The 14,231-nt window shown below is 48.9% G+C and carries 10 protein-coding genes and 1 tRNA gene; 4 read left to right on the forward strand and 7 right to left on the reverse strand.

The window, feature by feature from the left end:
* Positions 1–56: 56 nt before the first annotated feature.
* The 5 genes from secF to queA form a co-directional block, all read right to left on the reverse strand.
* Positions 57–962, reverse strand: coding sequence for a protein translocase subunit SecF (gene secF / locus JQX58_RS05395; protein ID WP_204145775.1), 906 nt, complete (start codon positions 960–962; stop codon positions 57–59).
* A 15-nt stretch (positions 963–977) separates the two neighbouring features.
* On the reverse strand, positions 978–2,831 hold the full coding sequence (gene secD / locus JQX58_RS05400) for a protein translocase subunit SecD (RefSeq protein WP_204145776.1): 1,854 nt from the start codon (positions 2,829–2,831) through the stop codon (positions 978–980).
* A 75-nt stretch (positions 2,832–2,906) separates the two neighbouring features.
* Positions 2,907–3,233, reverse strand: a complete 327-nt coding sequence (gene yajC, locus JQX58_RS05405; RefSeq protein WP_204145777.1) for a preprotein translocase subunit YajC — start codon at positions 3,231–3,233, stop codon at positions 2,907–2,909.
* 85 nt (positions 3,234–3,318) lie between these two features.
* Positions 3,319–4,437 (reverse strand): tRNA guanosine(34) transglycosylase Tgt, encoded by a 1,119-nt coding sequence (gene tgt / locus JQX58_RS05410; RefSeq protein ID WP_204145835.1) that lies wholly within the window; start codon positions 4,435–4,437, stop codon positions 3,319–3,321.
* A gap of 32 nt (positions 4,438–4,469) precedes the next feature.
* Positions 4,470–5,531: a tRNA preQ1(34) S-adenosylmethionine ribosyltransferase-isomerase QueA gene (queA, locus tag JQX58_RS05415; RefSeq protein WP_204145778.1), complete on the reverse strand. Its 1,062-nt coding sequence runs from the start codon at positions 5,529–5,531 to the stop codon at positions 4,470–4,472.
* A 223-nt stretch (positions 5,532–5,754) separates the two neighbouring features.
* Here queA and JQX58_RS05420 point away from each other — a divergent pair.
* A tRNA-Leu gene (locus tag JQX58_RS05420) sits at positions 5,755–5,840 on the forward strand.
* Between the two features lie 194 nt (positions 5,841–6,034).
* Here the strand turns inward: JQX58_RS05420 and JQX58_RS05425 are convergent.
* Positions 6,035–7,936, reverse strand: a complete 1,902-nt coding sequence (locus JQX58_RS05425) for a PhoX family protein (RefSeq protein WP_204145779.1) — start codon at positions 7,934–7,936, stop codon at positions 6,035–6,037.
* A 385-nt stretch (positions 7,937–8,321) separates the two neighbouring features.
* On the opposite strand from JQX58_RS05425, the gene JQX58_RS05430 reads away from it, so the two are divergent.
* The 3 genes from JQX58_RS05430 to fhuB are packed head-to-tail and all read left to right on the forward strand — an operon-like array spanning position 8,322 to position 11,964.
* Positions 8,322–9,080 carry an ABC transporter ATP-binding protein gene (locus tag JQX58_RS05430; protein WP_239090146.1) on the forward strand — a complete coding sequence of 253 codons (759 nt, stop codon included), beginning with the start codon at positions 8,322–8,324 and terminating at the stop codon, positions 9,078–9,080.
* Positions 9,071–9,994, forward strand: a complete 924-nt coding sequence (locus tag JQX58_RS05435; protein WP_204145781.1) for an ABC transporter substrate-binding protein — start codon at positions 9,071–9,073, stop codon at positions 9,992–9,994. Before JQX58_RS05430 ends, JQX58_RS05435 begins: the two co-directional genes overlap by 10 nt.
* Complete coding sequence (gene fhuB, locus JQX58_RS05440; protein ID WP_204145782.1) at positions 9,991–11,964, forward strand: Fe(3+)-hydroxamate ABC transporter permease FhuB; 1,974 nt, start codon at positions 9,991–9,993, stop codon at positions 11,962–11,964. Before JQX58_RS05435 ends, fhuB begins: the two co-directional genes overlap by 4 nt.
* On the opposite strand, the gene JQX58_RS05445 is transcribed toward fhuB, so the two are convergent.
* On the reverse strand, positions 11,950–14,019 hold the full coding sequence (locus JQX58_RS05445; protein ID WP_204145783.1) for an EAL domain-containing protein: 2,070 nt from the start codon (positions 14,017–14,019) through the stop codon (positions 11,950–11,952). The genes fhuB and JQX58_RS05445 overlap by 15 nt on opposite strands.
* Positions 14,020–14,231 lie beyond the last annotated feature (212 nt).

Below are 14,231 nucleotides of genomic sequence, written 5' to 3' on the forward strand. Positions count from 1 at the left end.
AAAGCCCCCAGCATCAAGTGCTGGGGGCTTTTTATTAGCCTAAGACTTTTTAGTACTTAGGGCATTTCATCTTCCAGCTCTTCTTTAGGCGCTGGAATCAAATCTTCGCGGGAAATATTCTGCGCCAACAACAAATTCGCGGCCACAAAAATAGACGAGTAAGTACCGATAATGATACCGACCAACAACGCCAGTGAGAAATTATGAATGCTCTCACCACCAAAGAAAAACAACACCAACAATACAAACAAAGTAGTCATCGAGGTAATAATCGTACGACCCAGAGTTTGGTTGATTGACTCATTAATCAGCTCTGTCGGCGTGGTATCGCGCATGATGCGGAAGTTTTCACGGATGCGGTCACACACAACAATAGTATCGTTCAAGGAGTAACCAATCACCGCTAACAACGCGGCTAATACCGTTAGATCAAACTCGAAATCAAACAACGAGAAGATACCCAAGGTAATAATCACATCGTGCGCCAATGCCACAACAGAGGCCACAGAGAACTTAAACTGGAAGCGTACCGCCACGTAAATCATGACAATCGCCAGCGCCAGTAGCATCCCTAGACCGCCCTGCTCGCGTAGCTCTTCACCTACTTGACCACCGACAAATTCGGAGCGCATTAGTTCTACGCTCACATTGCCGTTGTCACGCAACGTTGATAGCACCTCATCACCTAGAGTTGGCGTAAAGGCATTGCCCATACGCACCACCACATCGGTCGGCGAACCAAAGTTTTGTACCGTGACATCGGTGTAGTCTTGTTCTGCTAATAATGCGCGCACATCGTCTAGTGCTGGCGCTTCACCATATTGCACCTCGATCAAGGTTCCGCCAGTAAAGTCCAAACCAAACTGTAAGCCTTTGACCGCAAGCGAGCCCAGCGATACCAAGACCATGGCAATGGAGAACATTGCCACGATTTTGCGCATCGACATAAATGGAATATTCATCGTTACACTGTCTCCCTAGATAAATAAACGTTTGTTTTTGCGTCCACCGTACACCAAATTAATTTGGGCACGTGTTACCACAATCGCGGTAAACATCGACGTCAAAATACCGAGAGAAAGCGTCACCGCAAAGCCTTTCACCGGACCAGTACCGACCGCAAACAGGATCACTGCCACCAACAAAGTGGTGATATTGGCATCCAAAATCGTAGTGAAGGCACGGTTAAAGCCCGAATGTATCGCTTGCTGGCTAGGCAAACCTGCCTTGAGCTCCTCGCGTATACGCGAGAATATGAGCACGTTGGCGTCCACCGCCATACCCATTGTCAGTACAATACCGGCAATACCTGGAAGCGTTAAGGTGGCAGACAGCAGCGACATACACGCCATCAGCAAGACAATATTAAGCGCTAGAGAAACGTTGGCAAAAATACCAAAGACTTTGTAGTACACCAACATGAAGGCCATAACGATCAGCAGACCGATCTGCGCCGACAGCACACCTAAGCGAATGTTTTCAGCCCCTAGGCTTGGGCCAATGGTACGCTCTTCAACAAAGTAAATAGGCGCAGCCAAGGCACCAGCACGCAGCAGTAGCGCTAGCTCAGACGATTCACGTGGGCTATCAAGGCCCGTAATACGGAACGAGTTACCTAGTGTCGTCTGGATCGTCGCCAAAGAAATAATGCCGCGTTCACTGTAGCTGCGACGCTCTTCAACGAGCTCACCATTTTCGTCCTCGACAAAACGGCTACGGCTCTTATGTTCGATAAACACTACGGCCATATTGCGACCCACAGAGGTACGCGTAACACGCGCCATTTGTGAACCACCACGACCATCAAGACTGATGTTAACCTGTGGGCGACCGTTTTCATCAAACGAGGAATTGGCATCCGCCACACTGTCACCGGTAATGATCACATCGCGCTCAAGACGAGCGGTACGTCCACTGCCATCGCGGAACGTCAACGTTTCCGTATCACCCGCATTAGCATCCATACCTGCCTCAAGACGAAACTCAAGGTTCGCTGTAGCGCCGATGATACGTTTTGCTGACGCCGTATCTTGCACACCTGGCAGCTCAACCACGATGCGATTGCTACCTTGACGCTGAACCAATGGCTCTGCGACACCCAGCTCGTTGACACGGTTACGCAAAGTGGTCAAGTTTTGCTGTAAGGCATAAGCCTCCACTTCGTTGCGTGCTGCTTCTGTAAAGCGCACATCGACGAAGTACTCACCGCCTTCTTCACGGGTGCTGTACAGGTATTCAGAAAACTGATCTTCTAAAACCTCACTCGCCGCGGCTTGATCCTCTGCCTGCAAGAAGCGCACCGAAAGTACACCGTCTTCCACCTCAACACTGCGATAACGAATACGCTCACTGCGTAGCGCCGTTTTCATTTCGCTGGCAGCGACATCTAAACGCTGCTTTAACGCTGCTGGTGTGTCTACTTCCAATAAGAAGTGCACACCGCCGCGTAAGTCTAGACCTAACTTGGCAGGGCCTGCACCGATCGATGACAACCACTCAGGTGTTGTCGGTACAAGGTTTAAAGCGACTACGTAATTTTCGCCCAACGCAGCAGCGATCACAGGCTTCGCCGCCAATTGGTCCTCACCGCTATGGAAGCGCAAGGTACCGCCAGCAGGAGTCATCTCTGCTTGCTTTAATTCGATTCCAGCATCTTCTAAGGCTTGTTCTGCCGTAGCGAGAGTGCGCTGGTCAACAACAGTCGTGGTTTTTTGCGTGGATAGCTGAAGTGCTGGATCATCAGGATACAAATTTGGTAACGCATAAATGACGCCGCAAGCGATTACCAGCAAAATGAGCAAATACTTCCACAAGGGGTACTTGTTAAGCATGAATTGTCCTTGGAACGAGAGAAAAAAATAACCAAGAAAGTAGAAAAGCGCCGACTGGCGCTTTTCTTAGGTACATTAGATAGATTTCAGAGTGCCTTTTGGCAATACCGCGCCAACAGCAGACTTCTGGAATTTCATCTCAATGTCATCGGCAACTTCTAGTACAACGTAGTTGTCATCAACCTTCGTCACTTTACCTAGAACACCACCGTTAGTTACGACTTCGGTACCTTTCGCTAGGGAAGCCAACAAGTTTTTATGCTCTTTGGTGCGTTTCGCTTGTGGGCGCCACATCAAGAAATAAAAGATAACAACAAAACCAACTAACAATACCAGGTTAAAAATACCGGCATCGGCTGGCGCAGCACCTTCAGCGTAAGCTGGTGAGATCAAAGCGATCATGGTGATTACTCTCCAATGGTTAAAAAAACGGTTCGCGACCGACGCGTAGAAGTCGGTCCACGAGTAATGGTTATAGTTTCGACAATTACGTGCTCAGAGGTGGGGTTTCCATACCACGTTTCGCGTAAAACTCGTCTACGAAGGCATCAAATCTACCTTCATCGAGCGCTTTACGCAATCCTGCCATTAAGATCTGGTAGTAACGCAAGTTATGAATGGTGTTCAACTGGGCGCCCACCATTTCTTGACACTTGTCTAGATGATGTAGATATGACCGAGAAAAGTTTTTACAAGTGTAACAGTCACATTCTTTGTCCAGAGGACTTGTGTCATAACGATGGAACGCGTTACGAATACGTACAATGCCCTCTGAGGTAAACAAGTGACCATTGCGAGCATTACGTGTCGGCATCACACAGTCGAACATATCAACGCCTCGGCGCACGCCTTCGACAAGATCCTCAGGCTTACCGACGCCCATCAAATAGCGTGGTTTGTCCTGTGGCATCTTATGCGCCACGTGATCCAAGATGCGCACCATGTCTTCTTTTGGCTCACCGACCGATAGACCACCAATAGCGTAGCCATCAAAACCGATGCCTGTCAGACCTTCTAAGGACTCATCACGCAGTTGTTCGTACATACTGCCTTGGATAATACCAAACAAGGCTGACGGACTGTCACCGTGAGCATCTTTAGAACGCTGCGCCCAACGTAAACTCATGCGCATAGATTTCGCCGCTTCATCTTCTGTCGCTGGATACGGCGTACACTCGTCGAAGATCATCACAATGTCAGACCCTAAATCGCGTTGCACTTGCATCGAGATTTCAGGGCTTAAAAAAACTTTGTCGCCGTTGACCGGCGAGCGGAAGCTTACACCCTCTTCGGTGATTTTGCGCATATCACCAAGTGAGAACACCTGGAAGCCGCCTGAGTCGGTCAAAATTGGCTTTTGCCATTGAGTAAAATCATGCAAGTCGCCATGCGCCTTAATGACTTCGGTGCCAGGGCGCAACCAAAGGTGGAAGGTGTTACCCAAAATAATATCCGCGCCAATCGCTTCAATGTCTTTGGTCAACATACTCTTTACCGTCCCGTAGGTGCCTACAGGCATGAACGCGGGTGTTTCGATATCACCACGCGGAAAGCTCAAGCGCGCACGGCGAGCTTTTCCTGAGGTCGCAAGTACCTCAAAGTCCATAAAACATTCTGGACGTTTATCTGACATTCGTCTTATTCCTCAGCAATCGGGCCGTCGGCCTGTGGGTTTCGAGTAATAAACATGGCATCGCCGTAACTAAAGAAACGGTACTGCTCTTGAACCGCCTCACGATAGGCGTTCATCACATTGGCGTAACCAGCAAATGCGCTGATCAGCATAATGAGCGTCGACTCGGGCAAGTGAAAGTTGGTCACTAGCACATCGACCGTTTTGAATTCATACCCTGGGTAAATAAAAATACTGGTGTCTGCAGCAAACGGCTCTATCTGCCCCGACTGACTCGCCGACTCCAATGAGCGCACACTGGTCGTTCCGACGGCGATGACACGTTTACCGGCAGCTTTCGTGGCACGCACCTTATCAACCACTTCTTGCGACACTTCAGCGTATTCTGAATGCATCACGTGATCTTTGATGTCATCCACACGAACTGGCTGGAACGTACCAGCGCCAACATGCAAGGTCACAAACGCGGTGTCGACACCTTTGGCCTGCAGCTGCGCTAAAAGTTCATCATCAAAATGCAAACCTGCGGTCGGCGCCGCGACAGCGCCTGGGGTTTTATTGTAAACCGTCTGGTAACGTTCTTGATCGCTCTCATCATCGGGGCGCTCGATATAGGGCGGTAAAGGCATGTGACCGACCTTTTCAAGCACCTCAAGCACTGGCTCATCAAAGCGCAAGTGAAACAAGGTATCGTCACGGCCAATCATCTCAGCGCCATGGGAGGCGCCACGATCGGTGCCTAACGCCAAGCGATTGCCAACCTTGGGCGATTTACTGCAGCGCACATGGGCTAAAATTTCGTGCTCAGACAACAAGCGTTCAACCAAAATCTCAAGCTTGCCACCGGACTCTTTTTGACCGTACAAACGTGCCGGTATCACTCGAGTGTTGTTAAACACCATCAAGTCACCTGGCTCGACCAAGTCTAAAACGTCCTTAAAGGTGCGGTGAGACAAATCACCTGACGGGCCATCAAGCGTCAGCAAGCGACTTGCTGTTCGTTCTGGCATGGGGTAGCGGGCAATGAGTTCTTCCGGTAGCTCAAAGCGATAATCAGAAACGCGCATATTTGCTATCTTGTTTACCTAGAAAAATGATGCGGCATTTTAGCGAATTTCTACGCGCTTGGGTACGATATAAGAGCATTTCCCATTTAACTGCTTGGTTAAATCTCTAGTACTGTTCAAGTTATAATCAATCTGGTTTTGTTTGGCTTTTTTTATAAAAAAATCACCGAAAGTCGTTGACACCTTTTAAGAAATCACCATAATACGCCTCACCTTTTTCAAAGCCAGTGTGGTGGAATTGGTAGACACGATGGATTCAAAATCCATTGCCTATAAAGCGTGCCGGTTCGAGTCCGGCCACTGGTACCATCTTCTAAAGATGTGAAAAGCCCCGCGGTTACTGACCTCGGGGCTTTTTTGTTTCTGACGTTTTGAGTTTCACCGGCGATATTAGTTTATGCTGTCAACGGTTTGTCACCAAGGTCTGTCACGACCGTGACAGCTAAGCAAAAAAAAAGCGGTGCTCGAAAGCACCGCCGCAGGTCAACATCTAACGCCTATATTTAGCCAATCACCGCGCCGTCTTCACGGGAAATGGCGATCACACTTGAACGTGGCATTCCGCCGTTTGGCCAAGTCGAGTTGCCGTCTTCACCCGGGTGCTGGATACTGATAAACATGGTCGTGCGGTCCGCACTCCAAGCAGAACCGGTGATTTCACACTCTTTTGGCCCAACCAAGAAGCGCTTAATTTCGCCCGTTTCTGGATCACCCACCAGCATCTGGTTGTTACCTTGGCCTGCAAAACCTTCTTGGTTTGAGTAGTTACCATCTGTCTGGATCCACAACAGACCTTTCGAGTCAAACTGCAAGCCATCTGGTGAGTTAAACATGTTGTCCTTATTGATATTGCTTGAGCCAGCGTACGCATCGTCGTAGACCGCTGGGTTACCTGCCAAGACAAACAGATCCCAGTTAAAGTTAGGCGCAGTATGATCCTGACCTTCTGGGCGCCAGCGCACAATCTGACCAAAGTTGTTCTTCACACGAGGGTTTGGCCCAGTGGCTGGCGTTTCATCGCCACCCGCATTTGGTTTAACACCTCGGTTTTTGTTGTTGGTCAGAGCACAGTAGACTTCTGCTTTATGCGGATTCGATGCCACCCACTCAGGACGGTCCATAGTGGTTGCACCCACTTTCGACGCTGCCTCACGCGTGTAGATGGCAATTTCTGCTGCACTCATACCTGTCGCTTCAGGTGTTAACGCAATCCAACGACCAGTGTTATTGTCGTTAAACTTGGCCACATACAAAGTACCTTCTTCTAGTAGATCCGTGTTGTCACCGCCGACCACATATTTGTTCTTAGATACGAAGCGGTATAAGAACTCACCACGCTCGTCGTCACCTAGGTACACGACGACATGACCATTTGCCGCCACTTCCACTTCCGCGTTTTCATGTTTGAAGCGACCTAGTGCGGTGCGTTTTTTCGGACGAGCATCAGGATTGGTTGGATCGATTTCAACGATGTAACCAAAGCGGTTTGGTTCTTGTGGGTTTTTAGAAATATCAAAACGCTCATCCGCCATCGCCCAGTTGTAACCCCAGTCATCATGGCTGATACCGTAGCGCTTCATTTGCGGCGTGAGTGGCATATTTTTATTGCTAGAAGAAAAGTAACCGTTGAAGTTCTCTTCACACGTTAGATAAGTACCCCAAGGCGTTTGGCCGTTACCACAGTTGTTCCAAGTCCCTTTGGCAACTTCACCCTTTGGATCGGCTTTGGTTTTCAGCAAATCATGACCACGTGCAGGACCCGTGATGTCCATTTCGGTATCCGCGGTGATACGGCGGTTAAACTCAGAGTCTTTAACGATGCCCCACTGACCATTTTGGCGCGCAATTTCTACGATCGAAACACCGTGCGCCGCTTTACTCTTGCGAATGTCGTCAGCGTTAGCAGGTTTACCATCGGCACGGTTAGCGTGCAGTGTATTTAGGTTGGTGTACTCGTTGTTAACCGCTAGGATCTGACGGCCGTTATGACTAAATACCGCCATGCCGTCATTGTGGTCACCAAACGCTTGCTCTTGCGAAGCACCTGTACCACCCGTTGTTGGATCGAATGCAGGGGCGTTAGAAAACAGCGGCTCACCCCATGATGCCAATACTTCCCACTTGTAACCTGCAGGCACCGTAACCGTATCCTTGGTGTTCGCTTTCACCATTTCAAAAGCAAGACGAGACAATTTCGCCTCTTCACCCGCTAGCGCCTTACCTGCTGCAAACGTAGTAGAACCCATAACAAATGCTGTCGCACCGACGGCAGCGCCACCCGAAAGAAAACCACGGCGCGATACCATGCGCTTAGCTGACTCTTCAAATTCAACGACTTCTACCGCAGGGCGTACACGCTCATCATGCTCGTCAAAACCTAGCATTGGCTCTTGCTTTACTGACATCTGAATTCCCTCAAATTTTGCTTATATAGTTGAAGGTCAGCCCTTCCACGGGATGACCTCTTTATTAAAAATCTTTATCTATTTAGCTCTCACACGATGTCAGTTGCATGATGATTCGATGACAGTTTGGCAACAAATATATGTCAGCACTGTCATAAGCGCTCAAAAAAACGTCAAAGCGCCAAACAAATTGAATGCGAACAGCTACCATTAGCAACAACAATTTTATTTATGTATCATTTGTTGGACTACATGGCGCTTATCACAGTAAGGTACGCGCCCCCCTTGAAACTGCCAGCACAACAGTCTCTTAGAGCCACCATAAATTCACGGCAAGAGACTGTCATGGATAGCAAACGTCATGTTTACACTCAAAGATATAAAAATGATCCGCTCTGAACGGGTCATTTTGGACATTCCCGAACTTGAAATCCCCACCCAGGGTTTGACTGTTGTTTTAGGTCATAACGGCTCAGGCAAATCGACCATGGTGAGCTTATTAGCTGGCCAACAGCCCCCCGATCAAGGCCGCGTCAGTCTTAATAATCAAGACGTGTCACATATGAAGGCCAAAACGTTGGCACGTAATATTGCCTTTTTGCCACAAAAGCTGCCTTCCTCGGCAGGCCTTAATGTTCGTGAAGTGGTACGCCTAGGGCGCTTCCCATGGCGCGGCCTATTAGGGCGCTGGACCAAAGAAGACGAACAAATCATTGATCAAGCGATCGCTCGCACTGGCATCAACGAATTCGCTAGCGCTGAAGCAGATACACTCTCAGGGGGGGAACGCCAACGGGCATGGGTTGCCATGTTGCTGGCACAGCAATCACCTATTTTGATTTTAGACGAGCCCACCTCGGCGCTCGACATTCAGCATCAATACCAGCTGATGGCGTTGCTTAGCGAACTATGCCAAGACGATTCACGCGGTATTATCGTCATTTTGCATGATTTGAACCTAGCACTGCAGTATGCCGATCATATTGTCGCCCTGAATCACGGCCAAGTGGCGTTTGCAGGCCAAGCAGATCTACTGCTCGATGAGCAGCGTCTTAGCGAGCTCTACCAAACCCCTGTTCGCCTAGTAGAACATCCAATGTCTCCTCAATACTCTAAACCAAAGGTTGCTGTCGTATGTCCTTAACCTCTGTTCGCCAACTTATCGCTGTCGTCGGCATGGCCTTATTACTGGCTCAGCCCGCCAACGCCGAGATCACTATTGAAGACAGTCTTGGCAGTCAAACTTTCCAAGATACGCCTAAGCGTGTGGTGGCCTTGAATTGGGCGTTAATTGAGCAAGCCCTCGAATTAGATGTCATCCCCGTAGGCGCGTCCAATCCAGAAGCTTACAACACTTGGGTAGCGCAACCTTTGGCACCTAAAGAAGTCGCCAATATCGGTACCCGTGCTGAGCCCAACCTTGAAAAGATTGCCGCATTAAAGCCCGACGTAATTTTGGCTGGCGACCGCCAACGTGATTTAGTCGATTCGCTTTCTACCATTGCTCCAGTAGTGCTACTAGAAAACTATTCACCAGACAGCAGCGCTGGCGATAATGCCATTCGTCATTTTCGTACACTGGCCAAGCTATTTGATAAAGAAGCGCTTGGCGAGAGTAGATTAGACTCACTGCAACAACATATCGCAGCACTTAAGGGACAACTCCAACAGCACTATGGTGATACGCTGCCAGAGGTTCTACCGGTACGCTTTGGTAGCGACACGTCGGTTTACCTCTATACCGAGCACTCAATGTCAAACTGGGTGTTAGAGCAATTAGGTCTGCCTAATGCGCGCCTTCTGCCCTATGCAGCTTGGGGCGTCACGCAAAAGCGTCTAGAAACATTAAAAGACCTTGAGCAAGCCTACGTACTGTATATCTTGCCGTACCCTGAAGAGGAAGATTTGAAACAATCTTTCCTTTGGAAAGCCATGCCATTTGTACGTCAGAATCATGTTAACTCAGTTGACCCTGTGTGGAGTTATGGGGGCGCCATGTCGTTAAAATATATGGCCGATGTGTACGTCAAAAGCTTGCTAGAGATCGCCGATCAATGATCCATTTTCGCTCATTAAGCCTGGCTGGGATCACCACACTCGCTTTGGCAGCAGCCTTAATGCTGGGCACAGATCTCTCTGTGCCCCAACAATGGCATTTAATATTACAGCGCACAGCACCCGAAAGTTTCGCTGACTACAGTTATTTTTACGGCCACTTACCACGCTTAATCATGGCCATTATTGTCGGCGGCACTTTAGGGTTTGTGGGTAGTTTAATGCAACAACTGACTCAAAACCCTTTGACCTCGCCGCTTACATTGGGCACATCTTCAGGCGCTTGGCTAGCACTGATCATTATGAATGTTTGGTTTACACAGTGGGTTGCCCAATACAGCGCCATCGCTGCAATGGCGGGGGCGCTCTCAGCGTTTATGTTGATTGTGGCCATTGTTGGCTTAAAAAATCTAAGCGGTCTTCCAATTGTCGTGGCCGGTATGGTGGTCAATATTTTGCTGGGCGCTATTGCCACTGGCATCATCTTGCTGAACGAGCAATACGCGCAAAATATTTTTATGTGGGGCGCAGGCGATTTGGCGCAAAATGGCTGGGATCAGATCACATGGCTACTACCTAAACTCGTGCTATTTATCCCGCTTATGCTGTTTGCCCCGAGAGCACTCGCTCTATTAAAGCTTGGCAAAGACGGCGCCAGCAGCCGTGGCTTAGCCGTTATCCCAGTCTTTTTTATCTTGATGATCAGCGGCATTTGGCTGGCATCAGCGGCAATCACCAGTGTTGGTGTCATCGGCTTTATTGGCCTGATTAGCCCAAATATCGCTCGCGCTTGGGAGGCCCGTACCCCGCGCCAAGAACTAACATTCAGCGTCGCCATCGGCGCAATCTTATTGCTGCTAACAGACCGACTGGCCTTTTTTGCTACCCAGTGGAGCGATCAACTGATCCCTAGCGGCATAACCGCCGCCCTAATTGGTGCTCCTGCGCTGATCTGGTTTAGTCGCCGCCAACTAAAGGCGCAAGATAGTCTCGCGCTCATTTTACCCAGCGGTCGTCGACATCTAAGCCCCTTAAGTCTCGGCGCAATCAGCTCAATGCTACTGATCGCCATCATGGCGTACGGCTTCATCGACTTATCGCAAGGCAATTGGCAGTGGCATTGGCCGAGCGCTTATCAATGGCAAATTCGTTGGCCACGCTTGCTTACCGCAGCGGCGACAGGGCTTGGTTTGGCCGTCGCAGGGGTGATTTTGCAACGCCTTATTTATAACCCTCTGGCAAGCCCTGATATTTTGGGGGTTTCGGCAGGCGCCACACTTGCCATGGTGGCTTCAGCCGTCTGGCTTGGTCAAACGTCTTTGACCTATAACTGGCTTGCAGCCATTGCGGGTAGCTTAGTGGTCTTGGTTTGTTTGTTGCTGCTAGCACGTAAGCACCAGTACACCCCTTCAAGTTTGATCCTAACAGGTATCGCCATCACCGCTCTAATCGATGCCGTGATTCAGTTTTGCCTTGCTCAAGGAACATCTGATAGCTATCGCATTTTGCTTTGGTTATCAGGTTCCACTTATCGTACAAGTGCGGAGCAAAGTGTGACACTTACCACTGGCGTGTTACTACTACTTGGCGTTGCACTCATCTGCTCGCGCTGGCTCAATGTTATTTCTATTGGGCGCGCGTTTGCTCTAGCTCGCGGCATTAACGTCAGTGGCGTCAGCTTGGTGTTATTGTTAATTGTGGCATTGATGTGCGCCATGGCCACCGCCACCATGGGACCGGTGGCCTTTGTGGGGTTAATTGCGCCGCATTTGGCCATCATGCTTGGCGCTACGTCTGGCCGCGCGCAGCTCTGTATCGCTGCACTGATCGGCACAACCTTGATGCTGTGGGCAGATTGGCTGGGGCAAACCATACTCTATCCCGACCAAGTTGCAGCTGGTACTTTAGTGTCCATCATCGGCGGTGGATATTTTATTGCGCTACTACTGATTAGCCGCCTAAAACGATCTTGAAGCACCCATTCTAGGCACCATCTGAGCTCGCTCGAACAAGAAAGACTCGAGCGTCTCAGGCGCCAGCGCTTTGGCATATAAAAAGCCTTGGGCATAATCACAACCAAGCTCTTGAAGCAGCTTCGCTTGCTCTTGGTCCTCAACCCCTTCGGCGGTGACCGTAAGATTTAGGGATTTGGCGATCGAAATGATCGCTTCGAGCATCACCCTGCCACGATGGGTTTTAATTTCGTTGATAAACAAACGATCTATCTTCAAATTGTCTAAAGGCAACTTACCCAAATAACTTAACGCCGAGTAGCCCGTACCAAAATCGTCTAAACAAATATTGATACGATGATTTTGCAGCAGCTCAGCATTGGCTTTGACAACATCGCCGATCGAAAGCACGGCATCTTCTGTCACCTCCACCTCAATAATCTCAGCCGGTAAATCACGCTCTTGCAGCGCCAAGATCAAAAATTCAATCACATCACGGCGCGCAAAGCTCTTAGCCGACATATTGATCGATACCGGGGTTGATGCACTGAAGACTTCCCGGTGCTGCTGTATTGCGTCTAGGGTTTGAATAATAATGTATTTATCTAAGTCGATTACCAAGTCCAGCTCATACACTGTTTTGATAATATCCAATGGTGAGACATAACCTAGTTGCTCGCTATGCCAACGCATCAAGGACTCATAACCACACACTTCACCTGTTTGCAGGTTGATCTTGGGCTGAAAATGCACTGCGATGTCTTTGTAACCCAAGGCTCTGACCACGCCTCGCTCAACTTGCTTGCGACGATCATAGTCACGCTGGATAGCCTGATTATAAAAACAGCACGCCAACTCATTTTCTCGAGCATAGGCAAGCGCCATTTTGGCGCGCACAACGCCGTGATCAAAACTGTATTGCGGATCGTATAAGGTATAACCCGCATCCAGCTCAGAGCTAATCACTACTTGATTATTGAGCAGCTTTCTTAAATGCTGAATCCGGCTTGGCACATACTCATGCACATCCACTTCTTCAGGAATTTTGTAGATCACCAAAAAGCGCCCTTCAATCAAACGACTGGCAAACTCGATCGCAGGGTTTTGCTCAATAATAGTCGATATTTTACGCAGCTTAGACGCCACCACGTTTTCACCGGAGAGTTTGATCATGCGCTTATAGTCTGACACTTCAAACTGCACAAACGCATACACCTGATCGTCTTGGTCGCAATCAAGGGCTTCAAAACGTTTGCGCACATACTCTAATTTTGGCAATTTGGTAATATCGTCAAAATACTTTAAAAAGTACGCTTCATTAGACGCGACGACTTTTTCAGAGATATCAATTCCCACTGCTTGGATATGGGTGCCATCCAAATCCGTCACCCGTTTAATCCACCACTCCACATCAGTTTTTTGATAGGGAGTACGGATGGTAAGAGGTAGCTTAAACTCGTTTTCCCCACCTTTAGCTAAAAAGGCAAGCCGTGTTTTAAACTCTTCTTGGCTGGCATCATCGAGGCACTGCAAGAAGTTTTCATCACCATTTAACCCCTTACCCTCTCCGGTGACGAGCGCAGCAAAGGTTTTGTTTGCCAGCATGATGTCCCCAGACAACTGCATACGTACGATATACAGACCTTGAGAATCAAATACACTACGATAGCGCATATCGACGCGCTCAAAGTTATGCAAGGTTTCTTTGTACTGTGTTAAATCGTGACAAATACCGACAAACGCTGGTGGCTGATCAGCATAGTCTGCGCGCCCAACGGATAAGTGCATATCAAACAAACTGCCATCTTTGCGCTTAGCAATAACCTCTCGCCCTCGACCAATAATGGCAGCTTGGCCCGTTTTAAGATATTGCTCAAGATGGTGATCATGATCCTTAGCAACTGACTCAGGCATCAGCATCGATACGTTTTGATCTAACACCTCATCTGCGCAGTAACCAAATAGCGCTTCAGCGGCAGGTGAAAAAGCCTGAATAAGGCCTTTATGATTCAGAATGATGATTCCGTCGGCTGCGGAATTAAACAGCGCTTTGTATAGGATGGACTCTTGCGGCATGATCACCCCCTATTCCATGCACCAAAGCTTTGATCAAAGACGTCACTCCATTGAGACGCTTTGGTACCGCTAAAGCCAGATTGAGCTTTACTATAGTACAGATCACTCAACAGCGTAGCGTGGGGGTTCGGATTACTTTTCCGCATGACAAAAATCCATCGATTACATTAACAATAAATAAGCGCTAGGCGGGCGGATAATGCCAGTTAACA

The organism is Marinomonas ostreistagni (assembly GCF_016888445.1).
Lineage (GTDB): Bacteria > Pseudomonadota > Gammaproteobacteria > Pseudomonadales > Marinomonadaceae > Marinomonas > Marinomonas ostreistagni.

Bases quoted from the DNA above. Each gene is read 5' to 3' on its own strand.
- JQX58_RS05425 (WP_204145779.1), bottom strand. From the start codon at position 7,936: ATGTCAGTAAAGCAAGAGCCAATGCTAGGTTTTGACGAGCATGATGAG.
- secD (WP_204145776.1), bottom strand. From the start codon at position 2,831: ATGCTTAACAAGTACCCCTTGTGGAAGTATTTGCTCATTTTGCTGGTA.
- tgt (WP_204145835.1), bottom strand. From the start codon at position 4,437: ATGGACTTTGAGGTACTTGCGACCTCAGGAAAAGCTCGCCGTGCGCGC.
- JQX58_RS05445 (WP_204145783.1), bottom strand. From the start codon at position 14,019: ATGCCGCAAGAGTCCATCCTATACAAAGCGCTGTTTAATTCCGCAGCC.
- queA (WP_204145778.1), bottom strand. From the start codon at position 5,531: ATGCGCGTTTCTGATTATCGCTTTGAGCTACCGGAAGAACTCATTGCC.
- JQX58_RS05430 (WP_239090146.1), top strand. From the start codon at position 8,322: ATGATCCGCTCTGAACGGGTCATTTTGGACATTCCCGAACTTGAAATC.
- JQX58_RS05435 (WP_204145781.1), top strand. From the start codon at position 9,071: ATGTCCTTAACCTCTGTTCGCCAACTTATCGCTGTCGTCGGCATGGCC.
- secF (WP_204145775.1), bottom strand. From the start codon at position 962: ATGAATATTCCATTTATGTCGATGCGCAAAATCGTGGCAATGTTCTCC.
- yajC (WP_204145777.1), bottom strand. From the start codon at position 3,233: ATGATCGCTTTGATCTCACCAGCTTACGCTGAAGGTGCTGCGCCAGCC.
- fhuB (WP_204145782.1), top strand. From the start codon at position 9,991: ATGATCCATTTTCGCTCATTAAGCCTGGCTGGGATCACCACACTCGCT.